Genomic DNA, 23,233 nt, shown 5'->3' with positions numbered 1-23,233 from the left:
TGGCCCCATGAACGCTCCCCGCCCCTCCCGCATCGTGTTGCACAAGAAGTCGCAAGAACTGGAAGTCGGATACGAAGACGGGACGACGTATCGTCTGCCGGCCGAATACCTGCGGGTGCACTCGCCCTCGGCCGAGGTGCAGGGACATGGTAAGCCGGTCCTCATCGGAGGAAAGCGCAATGTCGCGATAAACGAGGTCCAGGGGGTCGGGCGTTATGCCGTGAAGCTCGTTTTCAACGACGGTCACGACACGGGCCTGTATTCCTGGGATGTGCTCGCCGACCTGGGGCAGAACCACGCGCAGTACTGGGCGACGTACGAGCAGCGCCTGGCCGACATGCGCATGTCGCGCGACAGCGACGTGGTTAAACTCGCTGCACTGCAGCCCAAGAAATACATCCCCAAACCGCCCCCCGCATCGTGAGCGAAGACGCCAAGTCGCAGGACAAACCGGGTTCGACCACGCACTTCGGATTCCAGCAGGTGCCGGTCGGTGAAAAGCGCCAGCGCGTCGCCGGCGTGTTCGATTCAGTTGCCTCCAAGTACGACGTCATGAACGACTTGATGTCGTTCGGCGTCCATCGGCTATGGAAGCGATTCGTCATCGATTTGGCAGGAGTGCGCGCGGGCGAGAAGGTTCTCGACGTCGCGGGCGGAACCGGCGACCTCTCACGCGAATTCTCCAAGCAGGTCGGACCGCGCGGTCTGGTCGTGCTGTCGGACATCAACGCGGCGATGCTGGGCGAAGGCCGGCGACGCCTCGCGGACAAGGGCGTGGTCAATCTGCCGATCGTGCAGGCCAATGCCGAGATGCTGCCGTTCGCCGAAGAGAGTTTCGACTGCATCACGATCGGGTTTGGCCTGCGAAATGTCACCGACAAGGACAAGGCCCTGCGTTCGATGTGTCGCGCGCTCAAGCCCGGCGGACGCTTGCTGGTGCTGGAGTTCTCGAAGCCGACCAGCCAAACACTCTCCAAGATCTACGATCAGTATTCCTTCAAGCTGCTGCCCTTGATGGGACGCCTGGTTGCCAATGACGAGGCCAGCTACCGGTATCTGGCCGAATCCATTCGCATGCATCCGGATCAGCAGACGCTGAAGTCGATGATGGATGCGGCCGGCTTCGGCCGCACACAGGTCTACAACCTCACCGGTGGTGTCGTGGCCGTGCATCGGGGATTCCGGATCGAATGAGCGCGCCGTCGGTGCTCTGCGCGGCCGCCGAGATCGCGCTCAACCGCTATCTGCGTCTCGAGAGCTCGGTGATCGAGGATTGCGCGCGTCTGAGCGGACGCTGCATCGAGATCGCGTTGCCCTCTGCGTCGCTGACGATGGCGATCGAGTTCATCCCTTCGGGTGCGCGCGTGATGCCGGAATCGCCGGTGCCTGCTGATGTTCGCGTGAGCGGCACACCGTCGTCATTGCTGACGGCACTGCGTGCGGGCAGCGGATCCGGGATTCCGGCCGGCCTCGACGTGCAAGGTGACGTGGAGCTGCTCGGGGAATTTCGCGCGATGGTCGCGCGCGTCGGGTTCGACCCGGAGGAGTGGCTGGCGCCGATGCTGGGCGGGGTCGCTGCGCACCGCGTGGCTGACGGGCTCAAGCGCATCTTCGACTGGACGCGCGGTAACACGCGGCGCATGGCGGACCATGGTGCCGAATATCTTCGCGAGGAGACCTACGACCTGGCGCGAGGCCGTGACGTGGGCGAGTGGATCGAGGAGGTCGAGGACGCGCGCGATGCCCTCGATCGCCTCGAAGCACGACTGCGTCGTCTCGAGAACGGCGGAAACGACGCACCTGCAACCGGACGCGAACACGCGTGATCGGACGCATCGCCCGCCTCTGGCACATCCACCGCGTCGTATCGCGTTACGGCCTGCGCGAGTTTCTCGACGGCAAGCCGCGCGGCAGCGTGTCCAAGGGTGTTCGCCTACGCGAGGCGCTCGAGGAACTTGGGCCCGTCTTCATCAAGTTCGGACAAGCGCTGTCGACACGTCCGGACATTCTTCCGCCGGAAATCGCGTTCGAACTGTCCAAGTTGCAGGATCGCGTGCCGCCCTTTCCTGGGGATCAGGCGCGACGCATCACCGAAGAAGCGCTCGGCAAGAAGATCGACGAGCTGTTCTCCGACTTCGACGAAACGCCGCTGGCGTCGGCGTCGATCGCCCAGGTGCACACCGCGCGCCTGAAGCCGGAGGCGCTGAACGACCCCGGTTTCGCCGTCGTCGTGAAAGTGTTGCGTCCGGGCGTGGAGGCCTCGATCCGCAAGGACATCGAGTTGCTGCAGACGCTGGCCGCACTGGTGGAGGCCCTGCACCCTGAAGGCCACCGCCTGCGACCGAAGGCCATCGTCGAGGAATACGAGAAGACCATCCTCGACGAGTTGGACCTGATGCGCGAAGGCGCCAATTGCATGCAGCTACGGCGCAACTGGCTCGGCTCGCCGCTGATCTATCACCCGCTGGTGTTCTTCGACTTCACGCGGCCGAACGTCCTGGTGATGGAGCGGCTCAACGGAATCTCGATCCGCGAACTCGATCGCCTGCGCGAGATGGGTGTCAGCTTCCAGGTCCTGGCCGAGCGCGGTGTCGAGATCTTCTTCAAGCAGGTTTTCCGCGACAATTTTTTTCACGCGGACATGCATCCCGGCAACATCATGGTCGACACGTCGAACCCGGCCGTTCCGGGATATCTGGCGGTCGACTTCGGCATTGTCGGGACGCTGACGCCGGGCGATCAGCGTTACCTGGCGGAGAACTTCCTCGCATTCTTCAATAGGGATTACCGGCGCGTGGCCGAACTGCACTTGGAGAGCGAGTGGATTCCTGCGGGCACGCGAGTCGAGGAATTCGAATCGGCGATCCGCACCGTCTGCGAGCCGATCTTCGGTCGGCCGATCAAGGACATCTCGTTCGGATTCTTCCTGCTGCGTCTTTTCCAGGTGGCGCGGCGCTTCAAGTACCAGGTACAGCCGCAGCTCGTTCTGTTGCAGAAGACGCTGCTGCAGGTTGAAGGACTGGGGCGCCAGCTCTATCCCGATCTGGACCTGTGGAAGACGGCCAAGCCGATCATGGAAGACTGGATGCGCAATCGGCTGGGCCCGACGGCGATGTTCGCGCGCGTGCGTCGCGAAGGCCCGCACATTGCCGAAATGCTGCCCGAACTGGCGAGCCAGGCGATCAAGAGCCTCGAGCGCGGCGAAGGACTGGGCATCGGAAAGAAATCACTCGACGCGATGCATGCGGAGATGCGCCAGAGCGCGCGCCGCCAGCGGCTGGTGACGGTGGGCAGCGCGGTGGTGGTCGCCGCGGCGATCCTCGCCGTCGTCGGATCGCCGGCACTCGAACGATGGTTCGGCGTGCCGGTCGTCGCCTGGCTATTCGGCGCCGCGGGCGCCTGGATCGCCTGGCGCGGCCTGCGAGAGCCGCGCTGACGATCCGAGACGACGGGTTCGCTTACGAACCCTTCCCCCGGTTCACGATGGTCAGACCCTTGAGCAGATTCAGGGCCTCGTAGAGCGTGTAGTCGGTCTCGGCGAGCTTCTGCTCTTCGGCCTCGATCTTCTTGCGCGCTTCTTCGGCGTCCTTGTCCGCCTGGACCTTCTCTTTCTCGTTGACGAGGCTGCCCTTGAGGTCCGCTTCCTTGATCGGATCGAACGCGTCGGCGCCTTCGGCCTTGGCGACCTTCAGCGGTTTGACGGCGATGTCGGGGACGATGCCATCACCCTGGATCGAACGGCCCGACGGCGTGTAGTAGCGGGCGGTCGTGAGCTTGATCGCCGCTTCGCTCTGGAGGGGCATGATCGTCTGCACGGAGCCCTTGCCGAACGTCTTGTCGCCCATCAGCACGGCGCGCTTCTGATCCTGCAGTGCACCGGCGACGATTTCAGACGCCGAGGCCGATCCGGAGTTGACCATCACGACGATCGGGTGACCGTCGAGTTCGTCGCCGGGCGTCGCGCTGAACTCGCGATTGCCGTCGGCGTCGCGGCCCTTGATGCTTACGATGGTTCCGCGCTCGATGAACGCGTCGCTCACCTTCACGGCCGCGTCGAGCACGCCGCCCGGATTGTTGCGCAGGTCCAGGACGATGCCGCGGAGCTGGCCACCGGCTTCCTTCTTGAGCTTCTTGAGTTCACGGTCGAGCGAGCCGCTGGTCTCGGTCGTGAAGCTGGAGATACGCAGGTAACCCAGACCGGGCTCGAGCATGCGGGCGCGCACGCTGGCGACGTTGATGACGGCGCGTTCCATCGGCACCGTCAGCGGACCCGCGAGACCTTCGCGCACGACCGTCAGCACGATCTTGCTGCCGGGCTCGCCGCGCATCTTCTGCACCGCCTCGCTCAGCTCCAGGCCCTTGGTGGGGGTGTCGTCGATCTTCACGATCAGGTCGCCCGGCTGCATCCCGGCCTTCGCGGCCGGGGTGTCGTCGATGGGCGAAACGACGCGGACGAACCCGTTCTGCATCTGGACTTCGATGCCCAGCCCGCCGAACTTGCCGGACGTGGCGATGTTCATTTCCTTGAACTCGTCCTTGTCCAGATAGGCCGAGTGAGGATCCAGGCCGGTGAGCATCCCGCGCACCGCGTTCTCCAGCAAAACCTTGTCCTCGACCGGCTCCACGTAGTCGGCCTTCACGCGATTCAGGATCTCGACGAACGTCTGCAAGTCCTTGAATGGGAGAGGCTCTGCAGCCGATTTGTCCTTCGTGGCGAAGACGCCATCCGCCATCGTGATGCAGACGCCGATGAGGACGCCGGCCGTCAGGGCCAACGGAGTACGGAAGCGGGTGGACATGGTGCTGCGGACTCCAGAAAGGCCGGAAAATGAAGGTCAAAACGACGATATCACAGACCCTTGGAAGCGACGGGGGTTCGTCAGCCGCCGAATCTGACGGTCTGGCTCACTTTCGGGACACGACCTTGCGGCGTCGCCGCTAGGGACTAATCCCATACTGGCCCGTACCTTTCCGCACGTCCGGCCTTCGCGCCGCTTCACACGAGTTGTTCGATGCCTACCGTAGAACCCGTTGTCCCGTCTTCCCCCTCGCCCCCTCGCCAGACGCTCACCGCCGAACACTGGGCCGAGGCCGCACTTGATGTCATCGCCAGCGGAGGTATCGAGGCCGTCGCCGTCGAGCCGCTTGCCCGCACCCTGACCGTCACCAAGGGAAGCTTCTACTGGCACTACACCAACCGCGACGCGCTGGTGACCCGCGCGCTCGAAGTGTGGGAGCGCCAAGAGACGGTCGACATGATTGCGCGCGCCGAGCAGGAGCCGTCCCCGCGCGAGCGCATCCACACGTTCTTCCGTTCCGCCGCGAATACCGATGCACGCTCCGAGCGAATTCTGCTCGCCCTCTCGGGTTCCAAGCACGAGGCCGCGCGGGCTTGCGTGCAGCGCGTGACGGAGGCCTGGCGTGCGTATATCGAAGCCTGCTATCGCGGCCTGGGAATGGAGCCTGCGCAGGCGCGCAACTGGGCGACGTTCGCCTACTCGACCTTCATGGGAACGGTGCGCATGCGCCGGGACAATCCGGATGCCTTGCCGAGCGGCCCGCAGTTCAACGACTACCTGCGCTTCCTGATTCGCTCGCTGATCCCCGGCCAGCCGGGCACGGAGCCGGGTGCCGTCGTCGTGCCCTTGCGCAAGACAGGGACCTGATACCGGCGCGCGTCACGCAAGAAACCCAAAAGAAAACGCCCTCCACGTAAGACGTGGAGGGCGTTTCGCGTTGTGAAATCAGCCGCGCGAGCGGCCGGAACGGTCAGACCAACTTCATCAGCAGGTTGATGATCTTCTGCGTCCAGCTCTTGTGGGGCAGGAAGAACATGCGCGCCAGCATGATGCGCGTGCGCACCACCGCCCGCTCATGCGAGAACGCGCGGAAGCCGTATTCGCCGTGGGCGTTGCCGATACCGGAGTTGTTCACGCCGCCGAACGGCAGGTTGCCGTGCAGGAACTGCACGACCGCGTGATTGATGCAGGCGCCGCCGGAGCTGGTGCGCGTCATCACGTCCTGGATGTTCGACTCGGTCCGGCTCCAGATGTAGAGCGCCAGCGGCTTCTGCATCGCGTTGATTTCGCCGATGACCTGATCGAGGTTGGTGAACGGGATGATCGGCAGCAAGGGCCCGAAGATCTCTTCGTCCATGATCTTCGCGTCACGCGGAATATCGGTCAGCAAGGTCGGCGCGACGAAACAATCCTTCACGTCCACCGAGTCGCCGGTGAGCACCTTCGCTCCCTTGGACTTGGCATCCTCGAGCAGAGCGTTCACGCGCTGCGCGTGGCGTTCGTTGACGATGCGCGCAAGAACCGGCGAACTCTTCGCGGCCGCACCTTCGCCGTAGGCGTTGGCGATGTATTCCTTCACCAGGCGGACGAACTCGTCCTTCACTGCGGCGTGCACGTAAACGTGGTCCGGCGCGATGCAGGTCTGGCCGTTGTTCGTGTACTTCGCCCACGCGATGGTCTTGGCGGCGAGCGGAAGATCGGCCGTCTCGTCGACGATCGTGGGTGACTTGCCGCCGAGCTCGAGCGTGACGCTGGTCAGGTGCTTGGCAGCAGCAGCCATCACCACTTTGCCGATCGCCGGCGAGCCGGTGAAGAAGATGTGATCGAAGGGCAGCGAGAGCAGCGTGGTCGACACGTTGGCATCGCCTTCAAAGATCGCGACCTCCTCCTCGTCGAAGATCGATCGCGTGATCTTGACCATCACGGCGGAGAGATTCGGCGTCATTTCGGACGGCTTGAGGATCGCCGTGTTACCCGCGGCGATGCAGGACACCAGCGGGCCGAAGGTCAGATTCACCGGATAATTCCACGGCGAAATGATCAGGCAGCGACCCTTGGGTTCGTACTGCACATAGCCCTTGGTGCCGAACATCATCTGCGTGGGCATGACGCCCTTGGGCTTCATCCACTTCTTGAGGTGGCGCCGCGCATCGTTGGCTTCCATGACGATCGGCAGGATCTCGGTGAGATCCACTTCCGCGGCCGGCTTACGGAAATCCTTCAGCGCCGCGGCACGGATTTCTTCGCGATGGGCGAGCAAGGCGTCGCGCAGACGCGTGATCTTGAGGAGGCGCTTCTCGAGCGTCGAGGTGCGAAGGCGCAGCGCGGTGGCCCGCTGAAGCTCGAAGACGCGACGGATATCGAGGTCGCTGGCGTTGCCGGAATTCAGCGCGGACGGCAGGAAGGACACGGCGGTATTCATTCTCGGTATCTCCTCGGCGTAACTAAACAAGTGTTCGAGTATAGGCGTACGGATGCAAAAAGCCGCTTGGCCGAGGCGTCAGTACGCCAGCGACTTCAGCAGTTCGGAGTGCAGATCCGGGACGGTCGCGAGCATGCTGGTGGTCTCGAGTCCGATCGGGTCACCGTGCAGGTCGGTGACAATGCCGCCGGCCTCGCGGACGATGACGGTCAGGGCTGCGATGTCGAGGATGTTCACGTCGGACTCGACGACGGCGTCGACCTTCCCGCTGGCCAGGAAGTGGTAGTGCAGGAAGTCGCCGTAGCCGCGGATGCGATGCAGCTTCGGGATCAACTCGCCCAGCCGCGCCCAGGACGGCGAGGCCGCGAGCCGCGCGAGGTTGCCGGTCGACAACGTGGCCTTGCCCAACGAGGCGGTCTTCGACGCCGCAACGGGCTGGCCGTCGAGATGCGCGCCCTTGCCCTCCTCGGCCCAGGCCAGTTCACCGCGGCCGCCGTTCCAGCAGGGCGCGCTGGACACGCCGAGCACCAGTTCGCCGCGATGCATCAGCGCGATCTGGACCGAAAAGATCGGGTATCCACGCACGAAGGCTTTGGTCCCGTCGATCGGATCGACCAGCCACAGGTACTCGGCGTCCATCGCCGAGCGCCCCGTTTCTTCGCCGTAGAAGCCGTGATCCGGGAAGCGCTCGGACAGCAATCCACGAATGGACTTCTCGGCTGCCACGTCGACCTCAGTCACCGGGCTCGCGTCGGCCTTGTAGTCCACCGCGAAGTTGCCGCGATAGGCCTTGCGGATGATCTCGCCCGCGGCTTCGGCGGCGTCGAGGGCAGCTTGCAGGTGCGGGCTGTGAGACATGTCGTCGGCTACGAAAAGCAAAACGGGCGCGCATCGTAGTCCCGCCGCGCGGCCCGCGGAAGCGAGCCGGACCTCCCCGGCCGGGCCGCCGAATACAATGCGGCATGGACAAGATCTACATCCGCGGCCTCAAGGTCGAGACCATCATCGGAATCTACGATTGGGAGCGCACCTTGATGCGCCCGCTGATCTTCGACCTGGATCTGGGCACCGATACCCGGCCCGCGGCCGCCTCGGACCGCATGCGGGACTCGATCGATTACGCCGCTGTAGGCGATACGGTCCGGGAGATCGCGCTGGCACTGAAGCCCGAACTGCTCGAGACGCTCGCGGAGAAGATCGCGCGGACGCTGTTCGACCGCTTCCCGATCCTGTCGGTGCGCCTGGCCATCGACAAGCCGGGCGCCATTCCCGACGTCAAAGGCATCGGCATCGAGATCGAACGCCGCCGCGAGGACTACGCGGTCTGCGGTCGCTGAGGGCTCAGGCGCTCAGCAGCCGGTCGGCGAACGTGGCCAGATCGTCGTAGACCGGAACTCCGACGGCCTCCTGGTCCGTTTCGGTGCGACGCCCCTTGCCGGTGCGCACCAGAATGGGGCTTGCACGAGCCGCGCGAGCCGCTTGCAGGTCGGACACGGAGTCGCCGACGAAGGGGACGCCTTCGAGTCCCATCTGCAGCCGCTTGGCAATGTCGCGCAGCATTCCCGGAGCGGGCTTGCGCATCTCGGTCGCCACGTCCGGATGCTCGGGCGCGAATTCGATGCCCTCGATGTGCCCGCCCAGGGAGATCACGATCTGCTGCAGGCGTGCATGAATGGCGAACAAGGCGTCGTAGTTGAACATTCCGCGTCCGATGCCGGACTGGTTGGACGCCAGAAAGACCCGCCAGCCGGCCTGTGAAAGCCGCGCGATGGCCTCGAGCGAGCCTGGAATCGGCTGCCATTCGGCCAGGGACTTGATGTAGTCGTCGGAGTCCTCGTTGACGACACCGTCGCGGTCGAGGATGACCAGCTTCATCGGGCCGGAATCACCCGGGCAGGCAGGACAGGTCCGCGACGTCGCGGCACATTGCGTCCAGCTGTTTGAGCAGGGCAAGGCGGTTGGCCCGCACGGCGGGATCCTCCGCATTCACCATCACGCGCTCGAAGAAGGCGTCGACCGGCGCGCGCAGCGACGCAAGATTGACCAGCTTCTGCGTGTAGCTCGTCGCCTGCGCATTGAGGGCGGCCTGGGCTTTCATCGCCTCGAACAGCGCGCCTTCGGCCGCATGCTCGAACTTCGCAGGATCGACCGAGGCCTCGACCGCGCCCGCCTGCTTCAGGATGTTGCGGATGCGCTTGTTGGCGGCAGCGAGATTGGGCGCGGCTTCGAGGGCCACGAATCCGTGCACCGCCAAAACGCGGCGCTGCACATCGAGCGGGTAATGGATGCCCAGCGCCTTGACCGACTCGAAAGTCTCGATGGCGATGGGACGTCCCTCGTGTTCCTGGCCGACCAGCCAAGCGCGCAGGCGTTCCATGACGAATTCGAACAGCTCCGCCACGACGGTGGCGTCCCGCTTGCCGGCGGGCTGCAGGTCCACGGCCTCTGCCAGCTGCTGGCGCAGGTCCAGCGGCAACCCGCCCTCGAGGCAGATGCGCAGTACGCCCAGGGCAGCGCGGCGCAGCGCGAACGGATCCTTGCTCGCACTCGGCTTCTGGCCGATCGCGAAGATGCCCGCGAGCGTGTCCAGCTTGTCCGCCAGCGCAACGTACTGGCCGGCGCGCGTCGACGGGATCGGCGTGCCCTGCTGCGTCGGCAGGTAATGCTCGCGAATAGCGACGGCGACCTCGGGATGTTCGCCCGACTTGGAGGCGTAATAGCCGCCCATCAGGCCCTGCAATTCAGGGAATTCGTAGACCACCTTGGTGACGAGATCGCCCTTGCACAGGCGCGCGGCACGTACTGCCCACTCCTCGAACCGCAGGTCGTCGCGGCTCACGCTGGCGACCTGTCCCACCGGCTGACCGTCGGCGGCGATCGTCGCGGCGATGCCGCGCGCCAGCGCGGCCATGCGCTCCACCTTGGCGCCGATCGAGCCGAGGTCCTTCTGGAAGGTCACCGCGTCGAGCTTCGCCGCGTAGTCCACCAGCGGGTGCTTCAGATCCTGCTGGTAGAAGAACAGCGCGTCCGTGAGGCGCGGCCGCACGACGCGCTCGTTGCCCGCGATCACCTGCGATTCATCGCGCGACTCGATGTTGGAGATCGTGATGAAGTGGTTCGTCAGCCGGGTCAGCGCGGTGTCGCTGAACACCGTGAAGTAGCGCTGGTTGGTCTCGACGGTCGCCACGATGACTTCGGGCGGCAGCTCGAGGAATCGTTCCTCGAAGCGACCGGCGATCGCCACTGGCAGCTCGACCAGGGCCGTGACCTCGTCGAGCAGGTCTTCGGTGATGCGGGCGTGGCCGCCGAGCTTCGCGGCCGCCGTCTCGATCTGCGAGCGGATCTCGGCCTTGCGAAGCGCCACGTCGGCCCAGACCCGCGCGGTGCGCAGGGCGTCCGCGTAGTGCGCGGCGGAGGTCAGCGGCAGAGGATCCGGCGCGTGGAAGCGATGTCCATAGGTCAGCCGGCTTGCGTCCAGTCCGAATGCCCGCAGCGGAATCGATTCGGTGCCGAGCAGGCAGCACAACCACTCCACCGGACGCACGAACGTGGCGTCTCCGGCGCCCCAGCGCATGCGCTTGGGCACCAGCTCGTCCATCTGCCGCAGCGTGTCCTGGAAGATCTCGGGGATCAGCTCGCGCGTGGGTCGTCCCGGTGTGTTGCGGGCGAAATACAGCTTGCCGTCCTTCTGCCCGAGTGCGGAAAACTCGACCCCGCACTTGCGCGCGAATCCGAGCGCCGCGGGCGTGGGCTGACCGTCCTTCAGGGCTGCGGCCAAGGCCGGTCCGACCATTTCGGCGGTCTGATCGGGCTGGCTTTGTGCCACGTCGGAAAGCTGCACCGCGATGCGCCGGGGCGTTGCGAACACCGACGACGTGCCGACGGATACGCCGCGCTTGGCCAGGCCTTCCGCGATACCGCGACCCAGTGCGTTGGCAAGCGGGACGACGTAGCGGGCCGGCAGGTCTTCACAGCCGATTTCCAGGAGCAGGGGAAGCGTCATGGGGATCGGGCGGGCTGCGGTTCAAAAATAAGGGGACGTAAGGCCCGCCATTGTGGGCGATGCCGCCGGAGTCGCCAAACCCAGAGCAGTCCCGTGACGCCGCGATCGACCCGCAGCCCGGACGAAGTCCGGGATTCCTGTTCGATGGACGTAGAAAACCGCGGACCTCGTCCGGGTTACTTCAAGTAGTCCGGAAATCTCGGCAGTGCGGCCAGGTCTTCCGGCACATGCTGGATCACGAAGCGCGCCTTCTGGTTCTTGACGATCTTCTCCACGCGATCGAACGATGCCAGCGTGTCCGCGCGACTGGTGTTGATCAGCGGAACGCGATGTTCGGTGCGGTTCTCCTGCGTGTGGTACAGGTCGCCCGACAACACCACCGCGCCGGCCTTGGCCAGGTGCAGCAGCAGCACCTGGTGCCCCGGTGTGTGGCCGGGCGCCAGCAGGATGCGCACGCTGCCGTCGCCGAATACGTCGCGATCCCCGTAGAGCAGCTCGACCTTGGCGTTCTTGTGGGCCGAAATCGTACTCGGGTCCATGCCGCCGGACGGCGGATCGGACAGCGCGGCGTCGAGCTCCGCCTTGTTCATCAGCCAGGTCGACTGGGTGAACAGGTTGGCGTTGCCGGTGTGATCGAAGTGCAGGTGTGAAAACCCGATGAAGGTCACGTCCGCCGGCGTCATGCCGACCTGTGCGAGTTGCTCGACCAGCGTCCTCTTCACGGACAGATGGAAGTTGCCGCCGCCGGCGTCGACACCGGCCGGCGACTTGGCCAGCTCGTCGCTCAGGCCGGTATCCCACATCAGCGCGCCCTTGGGATGCCGGATCAGGTAGCACGACGACACCACGTCGAGCGGCTTGCCGTCGTACTCGCCGGTGTCGGAGAACATTGCGCCGTCCTTGACGTGCACGCGGCCGCAATCCATCGCGTAGAGACGCAGTTCCGCGACCGGTTCCACCGCGTGCGCGGACGGCGCGTGGACGGCACAGGCCACTACGGCGCCCACGAACGCGGCACGAAGCTTCGTTGTTGTTTTCACGCTCTCTCTCCCTCGGGAAACGGCGGCGCCAGCTCTGCCGGCTACGGTGGCCGACGATAAGCCAGCCCACGGACGATCGCGAGCCGCCTGCCGAAACGGTCTTGCGTCAGGAGCGCGGGACGAAGAACGGCTGGTGGAATTCGCCAAATGCCGGCAGCGCCTCGCCACGCGCGGTCTGCCGGGCCAGGGCCGGCAGCGCAGCCGGATCGAGTTGCAAGGCCTCGTGCAGGAACGTCGAAACAGCCGTCAGCGTGACGTCGGCCTGCGTGAGCCGCATGCCGAGCAACCACTGCGTCTGCACCGCGGCGCAGGCGCGATCGAGTTCCCCGAGGGCGGCCAGCATCTGCGTGCGGCAGCGCTGCACCCAGGGCTCGTGGCGCTTCTCGGCCGGGCGGAACGCGCCTTCGTAGAGTTGCGCCACACCCTTGTCAGCCGCGCCGGTGGCCAGGGCCATGAGCTGCAGCGCGCGCTGGCGCTCCGCGCCCCGCGGCGGCAGTAGCGCGCGATCGGGTCCGACATCCTGGTCCAGCCAGTCGAGGATCGCGGAGGAGTCGGCCAGTACCTCGCCGTCATCGAGCACCAGCGTCGGCACGCGGCCCAGCGGGTTGTATTCGCGGATGCGGTCGAAATCCTGGCCCACCGACCAGTTGCGATGCTCGAACGCAAAGCCGAGCAGCCGCAGGCTTACCGCCACGCGCCGCACGTACGGCGAGTCGAACATGCCGATCAGGATCATCGCGATCGGTCGGCGCAGCGGGCGGCCGCGCGCCGGCCCGCGTTCGAAGGAGGCGCCGCCAGCCGGATCGACTGCAGCGCCTCGTTCACGATCAGGCCGCCTTCTGCGGCGTGTCGCACATCGGAAAGCCGAGTGCCTCGCGCGCTTTGAAATAGGCCTCGGCGCATCCGCGCGCCAGCGTGCGCACGCGCAGGATGTAGGCCTGTCGCTCGGTCACCGAGATCGCGCCGCGCGCGTCCAGCAGGTTGAACGTGTGGCTGGCCTGGATGGTGCGCTCGTAGGCGGGCAGCGGCAGCGGCTTTTCCAGCGCGAGCAGCTTCTGGCACTCGGCTTCGGCGCGGTTGAAGCGATCGAACAGCGTCGCGGTGTCGGCGTGCTCGAAGTTGTACGTGCTCTGCTCGACCTCGTTCTGGTGGTAGACGTCGCCGTAGGTGACTTCGCGGCCGGTCTTGGGATCGCGCGACCAGATCAGGTCGTACACGCTCTCCTTCTTCTGGATGTACATCGCCAGGCGTTCGAGGCCGTACGTGATCTCGCCCGCGACCGGCCGGCACTCGAGGCCGCCGACCTGCTGGAAGTACGTGAACTGCGTGACTTCCATGCCGTTCAGCCAAACTTCCCAGCCCAGGCCCCAGGCGCCGAGCGTCGGCGACTCCCAGTTGTCCTCGACGAAGCGGATGTCGTGCGTCAGCGGGTCGAAGCCCAGCATCTTCAGCGACTCCAGGTACAGCTTCTGGATGTCGGGCGGGCTCGGCTTCATCAGCACCTGGAACTGGTAGTAGTGCTGCAGGCGGTTCGGGTTCTCGCCGTAGCGGCCGTCGGTGGGACGGCGGCTGGGCTGCACGTAGGCGGTGTTCCAGGGCTCGGGGCCGAGGGCGCGCAGGAACGTGGCCCAGTGGAAGGTGCCCGCACCCATCTCCATGTCCATCGGCTGGACGATGGTGCAGCCATGGCCGGCCCAGAACATCTGGAGCTTGAGGATGAGGTCCTGAAAGGTCATGGAACGGAGCGAAAGCGTCACGAGGGCAGGGCAGTATAACGAGCGGTCACGCCGGTTCTGCGCACCCGAATGGAGCAGGAATGGGCTAGGCTACGCCCCGCCGCGAGCCAGCGTGGCACGGATTCTGCGTTAAGACGGCGCACCGCCGGGGGAGCTGGGTTACCCCGTCGGCACCCCCAATCGACCTACACAAAGACCCCCTCCAGGAGACCTCATGGCTTCGGGCAAAGACGTACTCAAGACCATCACTGACAAGAGCGTGAAGTTTGTTGACTTCCGCTTCTGCGATACCCGCGGCAAGGAACAGCACGTCACCGTGCCGGCCAAGACGGTCGACGAAGCGCTGTTCGTCGACGGCAAGATGTTCGATGGCTCCTCGATCGCCGGCTGGAAGGGCATCAACGAGTCCGACATGATCCTGATGCCCGACGCCGGCACCGCGTTCATGGACCCGTTCTTCGAAGAGCCGACGCTGGTCATCAGCTGCGACGTCATCGAGCCCTCGTCCATGCAGGGCTACTCGCGCGATCCGCGTTCGCTGGCCAAGCGCGCCGAGGCCTACCTGAAGTCCACCGGCATCGCCGACACGGCCTTCTTCGGCCCGGAAAACGAATTCTTCGTGTTCGACTCCGTGCGCTGGGACTCCGGCATGAAGGGCTGCATGGTCGAGATCGACGCCGAGAACGCGGCCTGGAACTCGGGCAAGGTCTACGACGGCGGCAACACCGGCCATCGTCCGGGCGTGAAGGGCGGCTACTTCCCGGTCCCGCCGGTCGACTCGCTGCAGGACATCCGCTCGGCCATGTGCGAGACGCTCGAAGCGGTCGGCATGGAAGTCGAAGTCCATCACCACGAAGTCGCCACCGCCGGCCAGTGCGAGATCGGCGTCAAGTTCGGCACGCTGATCCAGAAGGCCGACGACGTCCTCAAGCTCAAGTACGTGGTGCAGAACATCGCCCACCAGTTCGGCAAGACCGCCACGTTCATGCCCAAGCCGATCGTCGGCGACAACGGCAGCGGCATGCACGTCCACCAGTCGCTCTCGCTCAACGGCAAGAACCTGTTCAGCGGCGACGGCTACGGCGGCCTGTCGGAGACCGCCCTGTACTACATCGGCGGCATCCTCAAGCACGCCAAGGTGCTGAACGCGTTCACCAACCCGGGCACCAACAGCTACAAGCGCCTGGTGCCGGGCTTCGAAGCGCCGGTCATGCTGGCCTACTCCGCGCGTAACCGCTCGGCGTCGATCCGCATCCCGTACGTGTCCAACCCCAAGGGCCGCCGCATCGAAGTGCGCTTCCCGGACAGCACGGCCAACCCGTACTTCGCGTTCGCCGCGATGATGATGGCCGGCCTCGACGGCATCCAGAACAAGATCCACCCCGGCGATCCGTCGGACAAGGATCTCTACCATCTTCCGCCGGAAGAGGATGCGAAGATCCCGCGCGTCTGCCACAGCCTGGACATGGCGCTCGAAGCGCTCGACAAGGGCCGTGCGTTCCTGACCAAGGGTGGCGTGTTCACCGACGACCTGATCGACGCCTACATCGAACTCAAGATGCAGGAGGTCACGCGCTTCCGCATGACCACGCATCCGATCGAGTTCGAGATGTACTACTCGATGTAAGTCGGACACCGCAGAAGCTTCAAGAAAACGCCCCGGATTTCCGGGGCGTTTTCGTTTTGGCGCGTCGCCGCCGGTTCTTCAATGCTGTGACAGGCCGGCCCGTGCCGGAGGTGGTCCGGATGGCCGGCCTGCGGCCCAGCGCTTAGGCTTGTCGCCGGAATCGAACGAACCAAGGAGTGGACGTGATCGTATTCGTCAGCGGCGCCAGCGCGGGTTTCGGCGAGGCCATTGCCCGCCGCTTCGCACGCGACGGAGCGCACCTGGTCCTCTGCGGCCGTCGCGGTGACCGGCTCGATCGGCTCGCGTCGGATCTCGCCGTGCCCACGCATTGCATGGTCCTGGACGTGCGCGACCGCGCGGCGGCCGAAGCGGCCGTTGCCGGCCTGCCGCGCGAGTTCGCGGCCATCGACGTGCTGGTGAACAACGCCGGCCTGGCGCTGGGCCTGGAGCCCGCCCATCGGGCATCGCTCGATGAGTGGGAGCAGATGGTCGACACCAACATCAAGGGCCTGCTGACGCTGACGCGCGCCATCCTGCCAGGCATGGTCGAACGCGGCCGGGGCCATGTCATCAACATCGGGTCCACGGCCGGCGAATGGCCCTATCCGGGCGCCAACGTGTACGGCGCCACCAAGGCGTTCGTACGCCAGTTCTCGTTGAACCTGCGTGCGGATCTCTACAACACGCCGGTGCGCGTGACCAATGTCGAGCCGGGACTGGCCGGCGGCACCGAGTTCTCGAACGTGCGTTTCGGCGGCGACGATTCACGCGCCGCAAAGGTCTACGAAAACGCGCAGGCGCTCACGCCCGAGGATGTGGCGGACACCGTTCACTGGGTGGCGTCGCGGCCCGCGCACGTCAACGTCAACACGCTGTCGTTGACGCCGGTCTGCCAGGGATTCGGTCCCGTCGCGGTGCATCGCGGATAGGCCCGCGCGCGGCTTGCAACAATCGCGATACCCGCCACGCTGCGGCACTGCAAAAAACAGGGAGAACGTCGATGCCGTACGCCACGATGCGCGATGGTGAGCGCCTGCACTACTACGATGTGGGACGGCGCAGCCGCAACGGCGGCAAGACCTGCGTGATGCTGCACGGCTTCGCGATGCCGGCGGCGTTGTGGTTGCCGTTCGTGGCGCCGCTGCTGCATCGCCATCGATTCGTGCTGCCGGATCTGCGGGGCTTCGGAGGCTCCCACCGCCTGAAGTTGTCGCAACCCACGTTGCTGACGCAGCACGCGGACGACGTCGCCGACCTGTTCGACGCGCTGGATCTGCGCGATGTGCATCTCGGCGGCCTGTCGATGGGTGCCTGCACGTCGATGCAGTACCACCGCCTCTACGGGTTCGATCGCGTCCGCGCCTACCTGCACATCGACCAGTCGCCCCGCGTGATCAACACGCCCGAATGGCCGCACGGACTGCTTGGCGATGCCCAGACCAAGGGCTTCGCCGACATGGCGAGCCTGATGGACCGCCTCGAGGTGTATCGAGGGCAGCCCTACCACCGCGTGCCGCGGTCGCTGCGGCGCGAGCTCTGGCACAGCCTGGCCACGTTCTACGGCCATTCCTTCCATCAGCCGCACTGGCGCCGCCTCGTCGGATTCGCGCGCCACGAGTTCCTGATCCGCCGCGTGGCGCCGGTCGCCAACTGGCCGATCTACATGGATTGCCTGCGTTCCTATTTGAACGACGACTACGACTGGCGCGCCACGCTGCCCTCCATCGAGGTGCCGATGACGGCCCTGGTGGGCATGCAGTCCACGATGTATCCGGCCGCCGGCCAGCTCGCGATCCAGTCTCTGGTGCCGCACGCACGCGTCGTGAAGTTCGAGAACTGCGGCCACGCGATTCCGTTCGAACAGCCCCGGCGGTTCGTGTCCGAACTAGGGCAATTCCTTATGGCGGCCTGAAGGCCTTCGCGGGAATATCCATATCCCGTCGCGATGCCGGCTCCGCGCACGGACAGAACAAGCCCACCGTCGTACGAGGAGAATCCTTGATGAAACTGCTGAATTCGTTTGGCCCCAATCCGCGCATGGTGCGCATGTTCCTGCTCGAGAAGGGCATCGACGTCCCGATGCAGGAGCACGACCTGCTCGGCGCCGAGAACCGCAAGCCGCCGTACACCACCAAGAATCCCGCCGGCCAGTTGCCGTCGCTGGAACTCGACAACGGCACCGTGATCGCCGAGACGGTCGCGATCTGCGAGTACCTCGACGAGATCAACCCGGGCAAGACGACGCTGGTCGGCAGCAACGCCGAAGAGAAGGCGATCTCGCGCATGTGGCAGCGCCGCGTCGAGCTCAACATCACCGAGTTCATCTACAACGGCTTCCGTTACGCCGAAGGCTTCGACCTGTTCAAGGATCGCCTGCACGTGATCCCGGAGGCCGCGCCGGGCCTCAAGGCTGGCGGCAAGCGCAACCTGAAGTGGCTCGACAACCTGATCGGCGACCGCGACTTCATCTGCGGCAACCAGATCCGCCTTGCGGACCTCGTGCTGTATTGCTGCCTCGATTTCGCCGCCGGCGTCGGCCAGCCGATCGACCCGGAGTTCAAGAACATCCAGGCCTGGTTCAAGCGCGTCGACTCGCGCCCCAGCGCCAAGGCCAGCCTGCACCCGGCCTCGGAGCAGGTGAAGATGAAGGGCTGATCAACAGCTCCGCTCGAAAGAACCCCGCACCGGAAGGCGCGGGGTTTTTTTATGGGCGTTCGGACCGGAACGCCGAATCCGGGCTCGCCAGGCATGCATGAGAATTGTGTGCGCCCGCCGCATCTGTAAAATCCCGAGGCCGACTGCAAGCTACCGCGTGTTCTGCGCATCGCCAGCGTCCCATTCGTTACCGGGGAACACATGCGCATCGAAAAGAAAGCGGCTTGCCTAGCGGCGGCCATCTGCACGCTGGCCTTCCTGCCGAACCTGAGCGGAGCCGCGGACGATCCGGCGCCGGTCGCCACGACGGCGGCGACATCGGACGCGACGACCGACGTCGATACCATCGTCGTCACCGGCAACGAGGAGTCGTACACCGTCGAGGACAGCGCCGCGGCCACCAGGCTGGGCCTGAGCCTGCGCGAGACGCCGCAGTCGGTGACCGTCATGACGCGACAGCGCCTCGACGATCAGAACCTGCAGTCGCTGCGCGACGTGCTCGACCAGACGCCGGGCGTCTACTCCTACCAGTACGACACCGAGCGCGTGCTGTTCACGTCGCGCGGTTTCGTCGTCGACAACCTGCTGTACGACGGCGTGCCGGTGGCAACCAACTTCAGCACCGATTCGATCGAGGATGCGCTCGACACGGCGCTGTACGAGCGGATCGAGATCGTGCGCGGTGCGACCGGCCTGACCACCGGCGCCGGCAGCCCGGCGGCATCGGTCAATCTGGTTCGCAAGCATGCCGACAGCCGCACGCGCGCCATGCAATTCGAATTCACGCAGGGCTCGTGGGATGACCGTCGCGTCGACGCCGACATCTCGACACCGCTCACGGCGGACGGCAGCGTGCGTGCGCGCGTGGTCGGCGCCTACCAGTACCGCGAGTCGTACCAGGACCTGTATCGCTCCGAAAAATGGCTGTTCTACGGTGTCGTCGACGCCGACCTGACGTCGCGCGCGCGGCTGTCGGTGGGCTACGACAACCAGGAGAACACGCCGCAGAGCAACACCTGGGGTTCGTTCCCGCTGTTCTTCTCCGACGGCAGCCAGGCCAACTGGTCGCGCTCGGTAACGACGTCCACCGACTGGGCGTTCTGGAACCGCCGTTTCGAAACCGCCTTCAGCGAGCTGCGCTATCAGTTCGACGGCGACTGGGCGCTGCGCTCGACGTTGAGCTGGCGTCGCAACCAGGAGCACAACCGGCTCTTCTACGTGTACGGCTACCCCGATCCCGAGACCGGCATCATCGACACGAGCGATGCGGATGCCGGTTACGGCGCGTATGCGTACAGCGATCGCGCGAAGATCATCCAGCGTGCGCTCGACGTCTACGCGAGCGGGCCGTTCGCGCTGTTCGGTCAGCAGCACGAACTGGTCGTGGGCTACAACGGCTCGCGCACCGCCAACAACAGCGTGGCCTTCGAGCCCGACGATCTGACCGATCCGGTCAACCTGTTCGACTGGGACGGCTCGTACCCGGAGCCCACCTTCGACGCCGGCAGCCGGCTCAGCGACATCGACACGAAGCAGAGCGGCATTTATGTCGCAACCCGCATCCGTCTCGCCGAATCGCTGAAGCTGATCGCCGGCGTGCGCCACGCGACGTGGAAGATCGATTCGTACTACCTGTACGACACGCCGGCCGACAGCCGCTACGACTACGAGAAGACCATTCCGTACGCGGGCCTGATCTACGACATCAGTACGGACTACTCGTTGTTCACCAGCTACACCGAGATATTCAAGCCGCAGAACAACAAGAACGAAAGCGGCCAGTACCTCGACCCGATCGACGGCCGCAGCTACGAGGTCGGCATCAAGGGCGAGCACTTCGGCGGCAGGCTCAACAGCGCGCTGACGCTGTTCCGCACGCAGCAGGACAACGTGGCGGCGGCAGTCCTCGACGAGGACGGTGCAACCATCAAGCTGCCGGACGGCTCGGATGTTTCGCGGCCGATCGATGGCACGGTGTCGCGCGGCTTCGAGTTCGAGTTTGCCGGCGAACTGCGCGATGGCTGGAATGCGTCGCTCGGCTGGACGCGCTACCTGATCGACGACGCCGACGACGATGCGATACGAACCTTCGTGCCGCGCACGCTGGTGCGCCTCTACACCACGTGGACGCCGCCCGGCGCACTCAAGCGCCTGACCGTGGGCGGCGGTGTCGATTGGCAGTCCGAGAGCAGCACGCAGGTGGGTGCACCGGGTGGCGGCGCGACGCTGCGACAGGGCGCCGTCACCCTGGTGAAACTGCTGGCGCGCTGGCAGTTCACGCCCGATATCGCACTCCAGCTCAACGGCAACAATCTGCTCGACGACAAGTACTACGTGCTCGACGAATTCGACAACACCTATTACGGCCCGCCGGCCAACGGGTCGGTCTCGTTGCGCGTGAGCTTCTGAGCGTTTCCGCCGCGAACGATCGGGGCGCGTCGACCAGACGAAACGGCGTGCGCTTTGATCGGCGAGGCAGGCAAACTGGCAGCCTCTTCACCGACCGGGCTCCCGATGTCCGAAGCTCTCCGATTGTTCGATGACGTCGAGTCCTGCGTCGATGCGATTCTCGCGGCCGTCGGCCGCGATCTGCACGTGGGCCTGGCGCTGGGCCTGGGCAAGCCGGCCGAACTGGTCAACGCGCTGTACGCGCGCGCCAAGGCCGACCCTTCGATCACGCTCACGTTGCTCACCGCGCTGTCGCTGGAAAAGCCGATCCCCGGATCGAAGCTCGAAGCCGCGTTCATGCAGCCTTTCCTCGATCGCGTGTTCGCCGGGGTTCCCGACCTGGAGTACGCGAAGGACGTGAGCGCCCGGCGATTGCCGTCGAACGTGCGCGTGAAGGAATTCTTCTTCCGCCCGGGCAGCCGGCTGTCGAACGTCGACGCCCAGCGCGACTACATCAGCACGAACTACACCTTCGCCGCACGCGACGTGTTCGCGCAGGGCTGCAACGTCGTGATGCAGGCCGTCGCCAAGAGCGATACCGATGCCGGCATGCGCTACAGCCTGAGCTGCAATCCCGACACGGGGCCGGAACTCATCGGACTGCTGCGTAGCGCGCAGGCGCGGGGCGAACGCAAGGTCGCCGTCGTCGGCGCCGTGAATTCGAGCCTACCGTACATGGCGCTCGACGCGGAGGTGACGCCGGAAACCTTCGACTTCATCGTCGACGATGCGCGCGCGCACTCCGCACTGTTCTCCACGCCCAAGACACCGGTCGTTGCGCCGGATTACGCAATCGGCCTGTACGCCTCGAGCCTGATCCGCGACGGCGGAACGCTGCAGATCGGCATCGGCAGCCTGGGCGATGCGATCGTGCACGCGCTGCGCATGCGCCAGGACCACAACGCCGACTACCGCGCGGCGCTCGATGCGCTGGGCGCCACGCAGCGGCACGGCGCGATGATCGATGCGGTGGGCGGCACGGCACCGTTCGAGACCGGTCTGTACGGCGCTACCGAGATGTTCGTCGACGGCTTCTGGCACCTGATGCAGGGCGGGATCCTCAAGCGGCGCGTGTACGACTTCTGGGCGCTGCAGCAGCTCGTCAACGAAGGCGTCTGCGATCCCGCGAAGCTCGCACCCGACGTGCTCGATGGCTTCGTGCGACTGGGCGTGCGGCTGTTCCGCGGACAGGATTTCGCGGTGCTCCAGCGGCATGGTTTCTTTCGCGACGACGTGCGTTACGACAACGGCCGCCTGCTGCTTGCGGATGGCCGCCAGGTCGTGGCGAACGTGGCCGATCCGGATGCGCGCAAGCTCATGGGCGAGGCGGCGCTCGGCGAGCGCCTGCGTGGCGGCGTGATCCTGCACGGCGGATTCTTCCTCGGGCCGCGCGATTTCTACGAAGGCCTGCGCTCGATGACGCAGGAACAACGCGATCTGATCTGCATGACCGGCGTCGACAAGGTCAACCAGCTCGATCTGAATCCGCGCCTGTACCGCGAGCAGCGCATCCATGCGCGCTTCATCAATACCGGGATGATGGCCACGCTCAACGGCGCGGTGGTGTCCGACGGCCTCGCCGACGGTCGTGTCGTGTCCGGTGTCGGCGGCCAGTACAACTTCGTCGCGCAGGCGCACCAGCTTCCGACCGGCCGCTCGATCCTGATGGTGCGTGCGGTGCGCACGCCGGACGACGGCGGCACGTCGACGAGCAATCTGGTCACCGAGTACGGCCACTGCACGATTCCGCGGCACCTGCGCGACGTGCTGATCACCGAGTACGGCATCGCCGATCTGCGCGCACAGACCGACAGTGAAGTCGCCAAGCGGCTGCTCAACATCGCCGATTCGCGATTCCAGTCCGCGCTGCTCGCGAAGCTGCAGGCCGCCGGTCGCATCGAAGCGGGTTATCGCATTCCGGATGCGTTTCGTGGCAACACGCCCGAGGCGCTGGCCGATCGCCTGCGCGGTCCGACGAAGGCGGGACATCTGCCGGCATTCCCGTTCGGTACCGACTTCACGGAGCAGGAGCTGCGGCTCGCCAAGGCGCTGAAGGGCGTCAAGGCGCGCGCGTCCTCGACGCCGAAATGGAAGCTCGCGATCAAGGCGCTGATGGCGCCGGCTGCGCCGGCGGAGTTGCTGCCCGATCTGCAGCGCCTGGGACTCGAGAAGCCCGAGGGCATGGAGGCCAAGGTCGCGCGCGCCTTGCTGGTCGAAGCACTGGGCAGACCGTAGCCCGGACGCAGTCCGGGTTTTCGTCGACGGACGTGATGCGCGCTGTTCGCCGCCCAACGATTCAACGCAGAGGCGCAGAGGACGCAAAGCCACGCGATCTTCAGCGCGTGGCGGCTCCTCGTGTATGGACCCGCTTCCTTTGCGTCCTCTGCGCCTCTGCGTTGAACGCTTTCGGCCCCTGCCAGGAATCTACGCCGGAGTGGCCATCCCGGACTTCGTCCGGGCTACGGGCGTGACGGGACGACCACGGGCTGACGACGACGCGGCT

20 protein-coding genes are annotated in these 23,233 nt (G+C 65.6%); 12 read left to right on the top strand and 8 right to left on the bottom strand.

The features are described 5' to 3' along the window. Positions 1 to 7 precede the first annotated feature (7 nt). Genes DFR24_RS15305 through ubiB form a run of 4 tightly spaced genes read left to right on the top strand, consistent with a single transcriptional unit; the run spans position 8 to position 3,436 of the window. Complete coding sequence (locus DFR24_RS15305; RefSeq protein ID WP_133882257.1) at positions 8 to 424, top strand: gamma-butyrobetaine hydroxylase-like domain-containing protein; 417 nt, start codon at positions 8 to 10, stop codon at positions 422 to 424. Beyond that, a complete protein-coding gene (gene ubiE / locus DFR24_RS15300; protein ID WP_133882256.1) occupies positions 418 to 1,194 on the top strand; it encodes a bifunctional demethylmenaquinone methyltransferase/2-methoxy-6-polyprenyl-1,4-benzoquinol methylase UbiE in 777 nt (258 codons plus the stop codon). Before DFR24_RS15305 ends, ubiE begins: the two co-directional genes overlap by 7 nt. Beyond that, positions 1,191 to 1,826, top strand: a complete 636-nt coding sequence (locus DFR24_RS15295) for a ubiquinone biosynthesis accessory factor UbiJ (protein WP_133882255.1) — start codon at positions 1,191 to 1,193, stop codon at positions 1,824 to 1,826. Before ubiE ends, DFR24_RS15295 begins: the two co-directional genes overlap by 4 nt. After that, entirely contained in the window at positions 1,823 to 3,436 is a 1,614-nt protein-coding gene (ubiB, locus tag DFR24_RS15290) for a ubiquinone biosynthesis regulatory protein kinase UbiB (RefSeq protein WP_133882254.1), read from the top strand. Before DFR24_RS15295 ends, ubiB begins: the two co-directional genes overlap by 4 nt. Before the next feature lie 22 nt (positions 3,437 to 3,458). Here the strand turns inward: ubiB and DFR24_RS15285 are convergent, their stop codons facing one another. After that, positions 3,459 to 4,799, bottom strand: coding sequence for a S41 family peptidase (locus tag DFR24_RS15285; protein ID WP_133882253.1), 1,341 nt, complete (start codon positions 4,797 to 4,799; stop codon positions 3,459 to 3,461). 213 nt (positions 4,800 to 5,012) lie between these two features. On the opposite strand from DFR24_RS15285, the gene DFR24_RS15280 reads away from it, so the two are divergent. Next, positions 5,013 to 5,666, top strand: coding sequence for a TetR/AcrR family transcriptional regulator (locus DFR24_RS15280; protein WP_133882252.1), 654 nt, complete (start codon positions 5,013 to 5,015; stop codon positions 5,664 to 5,666). 103 nt (positions 5,667 to 5,769) lie between these two features. Here the strand turns inward: DFR24_RS15280 and DFR24_RS15275 are convergent, their stop codons facing one another. Next, entirely contained in the window at positions 5,770 to 7,221 is a 1,452-nt protein-coding gene (locus DFR24_RS15275; RefSeq protein ID WP_133882251.1) for an aldehyde dehydrogenase family protein, read from the bottom strand. Between the two features lie 78 nt (positions 7,222 to 7,299). After that, the gene (locus DFR24_RS15270; protein ID WP_133882250.1) at positions 7,300 to 8,079 is read right to left on the bottom strand and encodes an inositol monophosphatase family protein; all 780 of its coding nucleotides are present in this window, start codon (positions 8,077 to 8,079) and stop codon (positions 7,300 to 7,302) included. 104 nt (positions 8,080 to 8,183) lie between these two features. Here DFR24_RS15270 and folB point away from each other — a divergent pair, with 104 nt between their 5' ends. Beyond that, positions 8,184 to 8,558: a dihydroneopterin aldolase gene (gene folB, locus DFR24_RS15265; protein WP_133882249.1), complete on the top strand. Its 375-nt coding sequence runs from the start codon at positions 8,184 to 8,186 to the stop codon at positions 8,556 to 8,558. Positions 8,559 to 8,562: 4 nt separating this feature from the next. On the opposite strand, the gene gmhB is transcribed toward folB, so the two are convergent. The 5 genes from gmhB to glyQ all read right to left on the bottom strand — a co-directional run bounded on the left by gmhB (position 8,563) and on the right by glyQ (position 14,000). Beyond that, positions 8,563 to 9,096 (bottom strand): D-glycero-beta-D-manno-heptose 1,7-bisphosphate 7-phosphatase, encoded by a 534-nt coding sequence (gene gmhB, locus DFR24_RS15260; RefSeq protein ID WP_133882248.1) that lies wholly within the window; start codon positions 9,094 to 9,096, stop codon positions 8,563 to 8,565. 10 nt (positions 9,097 to 9,106) lie between these two features. Next, positions 9,107 to 11,224: a glycine--tRNA ligase subunit beta gene (gene glyS / locus DFR24_RS15255; RefSeq protein WP_133882247.1), complete on the bottom strand. Its 2,118-nt coding sequence runs from the start codon at positions 11,222 to 11,224 to the stop codon at positions 9,107 to 9,109. Between the two features lie 176 nt (positions 11,225 to 11,400). Then, positions 11,401 to 12,264, bottom strand: coding sequence for an N-acyl homoserine lactonase family protein (locus tag DFR24_RS15250; RefSeq protein ID WP_133882246.1), 864 nt, complete (start codon positions 12,262 to 12,264; stop codon positions 11,401 to 11,403). A gap of 106 nt (positions 12,265 to 12,370) precedes the next feature. After that, the gene (locus DFR24_RS15245; RefSeq protein WP_133882245.1) at positions 12,371 to 13,000 is read right to left on the bottom strand and encodes a glutathione S-transferase family protein; all 630 of its coding nucleotides are present in this window, start codon (positions 12,998 to 13,000) and stop codon (positions 12,371 to 12,373) included. A 91-nt stretch (positions 13,001 to 13,091) separates the two neighbouring features. After that, complete coding sequence (glyQ, locus tag DFR24_RS15240; protein ID WP_133882244.1) at positions 13,092 to 14,000, bottom strand: glycine--tRNA ligase subunit alpha; 909 nt, start codon at positions 13,998 to 14,000, stop codon at positions 13,092 to 13,094. 214 nt (positions 14,001 to 14,214) lie between these two features. On the opposite strand from glyQ, the gene glnA reads away from it, so the two are divergent. The 6 genes from glnA (at position 14,215) to DFR24_RS15210 (ending at position 22,965) form a co-directional block, all read left to right on the top strand. Beyond that, entirely contained in the window at positions 14,215 to 15,627 is a 1,413-nt protein-coding gene (gene glnA, locus DFR24_RS15235; protein WP_133882243.1) for a type I glutamate--ammonia ligase, read from the top strand. A 182-nt stretch (positions 15,628 to 15,809) separates the two neighbouring features. Beyond that, the gene (locus DFR24_RS15230) at positions 15,810 to 16,556 is read left to right on the top strand and encodes an SDR family oxidoreductase (protein WP_133882242.1); all 747 of its coding nucleotides are present in this window, start codon (positions 15,810 to 15,812) and stop codon (positions 16,554 to 16,556) included. Between the two features lie 71 nt (positions 16,557 to 16,627). After that, entirely contained in the window at positions 16,628 to 17,539 is a 912-nt protein-coding gene (locus DFR24_RS15225) for an alpha/beta fold hydrolase (protein ID WP_133882241.1), read from the top strand. Positions 17,540 to 17,628: 89 nt separating this feature from the next. After that, entirely contained in the window at positions 17,629 to 18,282 is a 654-nt protein-coding gene (locus DFR24_RS15220) for a glutathione S-transferase family protein (RefSeq protein WP_133882240.1), read from the top strand. Positions 18,283 to 18,483: 201 nt separating this feature from the next. Beyond that, positions 18,484 to 20,691, top strand: coding sequence for a TonB-dependent siderophore receptor (locus DFR24_RS15215; RefSeq protein ID WP_133882239.1), 2,208 nt, complete (start codon positions 18,484 to 18,486; stop codon positions 20,689 to 20,691). A gap of 105 nt (positions 20,692 to 20,796) precedes the next feature. Continuing rightward, positions 20,797 to 22,965, top strand: a complete 2,169-nt coding sequence (locus tag DFR24_RS15210) for an acetyl-CoA hydrolase/transferase C-terminal domain-containing protein (RefSeq protein ID WP_133882238.1) — start codon at positions 20,797 to 20,799, stop codon at positions 22,963 to 22,965. Positions 22,966 to 23,233 lie beyond the last annotated feature (268 nt).

It is taken from the genome of Panacagrimonas perspica, from assembly GCF_004364935.1.
In the GTDB taxonomy this organism is placed as follows: Bacteria; Pseudomonadota; Gammaproteobacteria; order Nevskiales; family Nevskiaceae; genus Panacagrimonas; species Panacagrimonas perspica.
The sequence above is the reverse complement of the archived record's forward strand: the minus strand, read 5'-3'. Positions and strand labels throughout refer to the sequence as shown.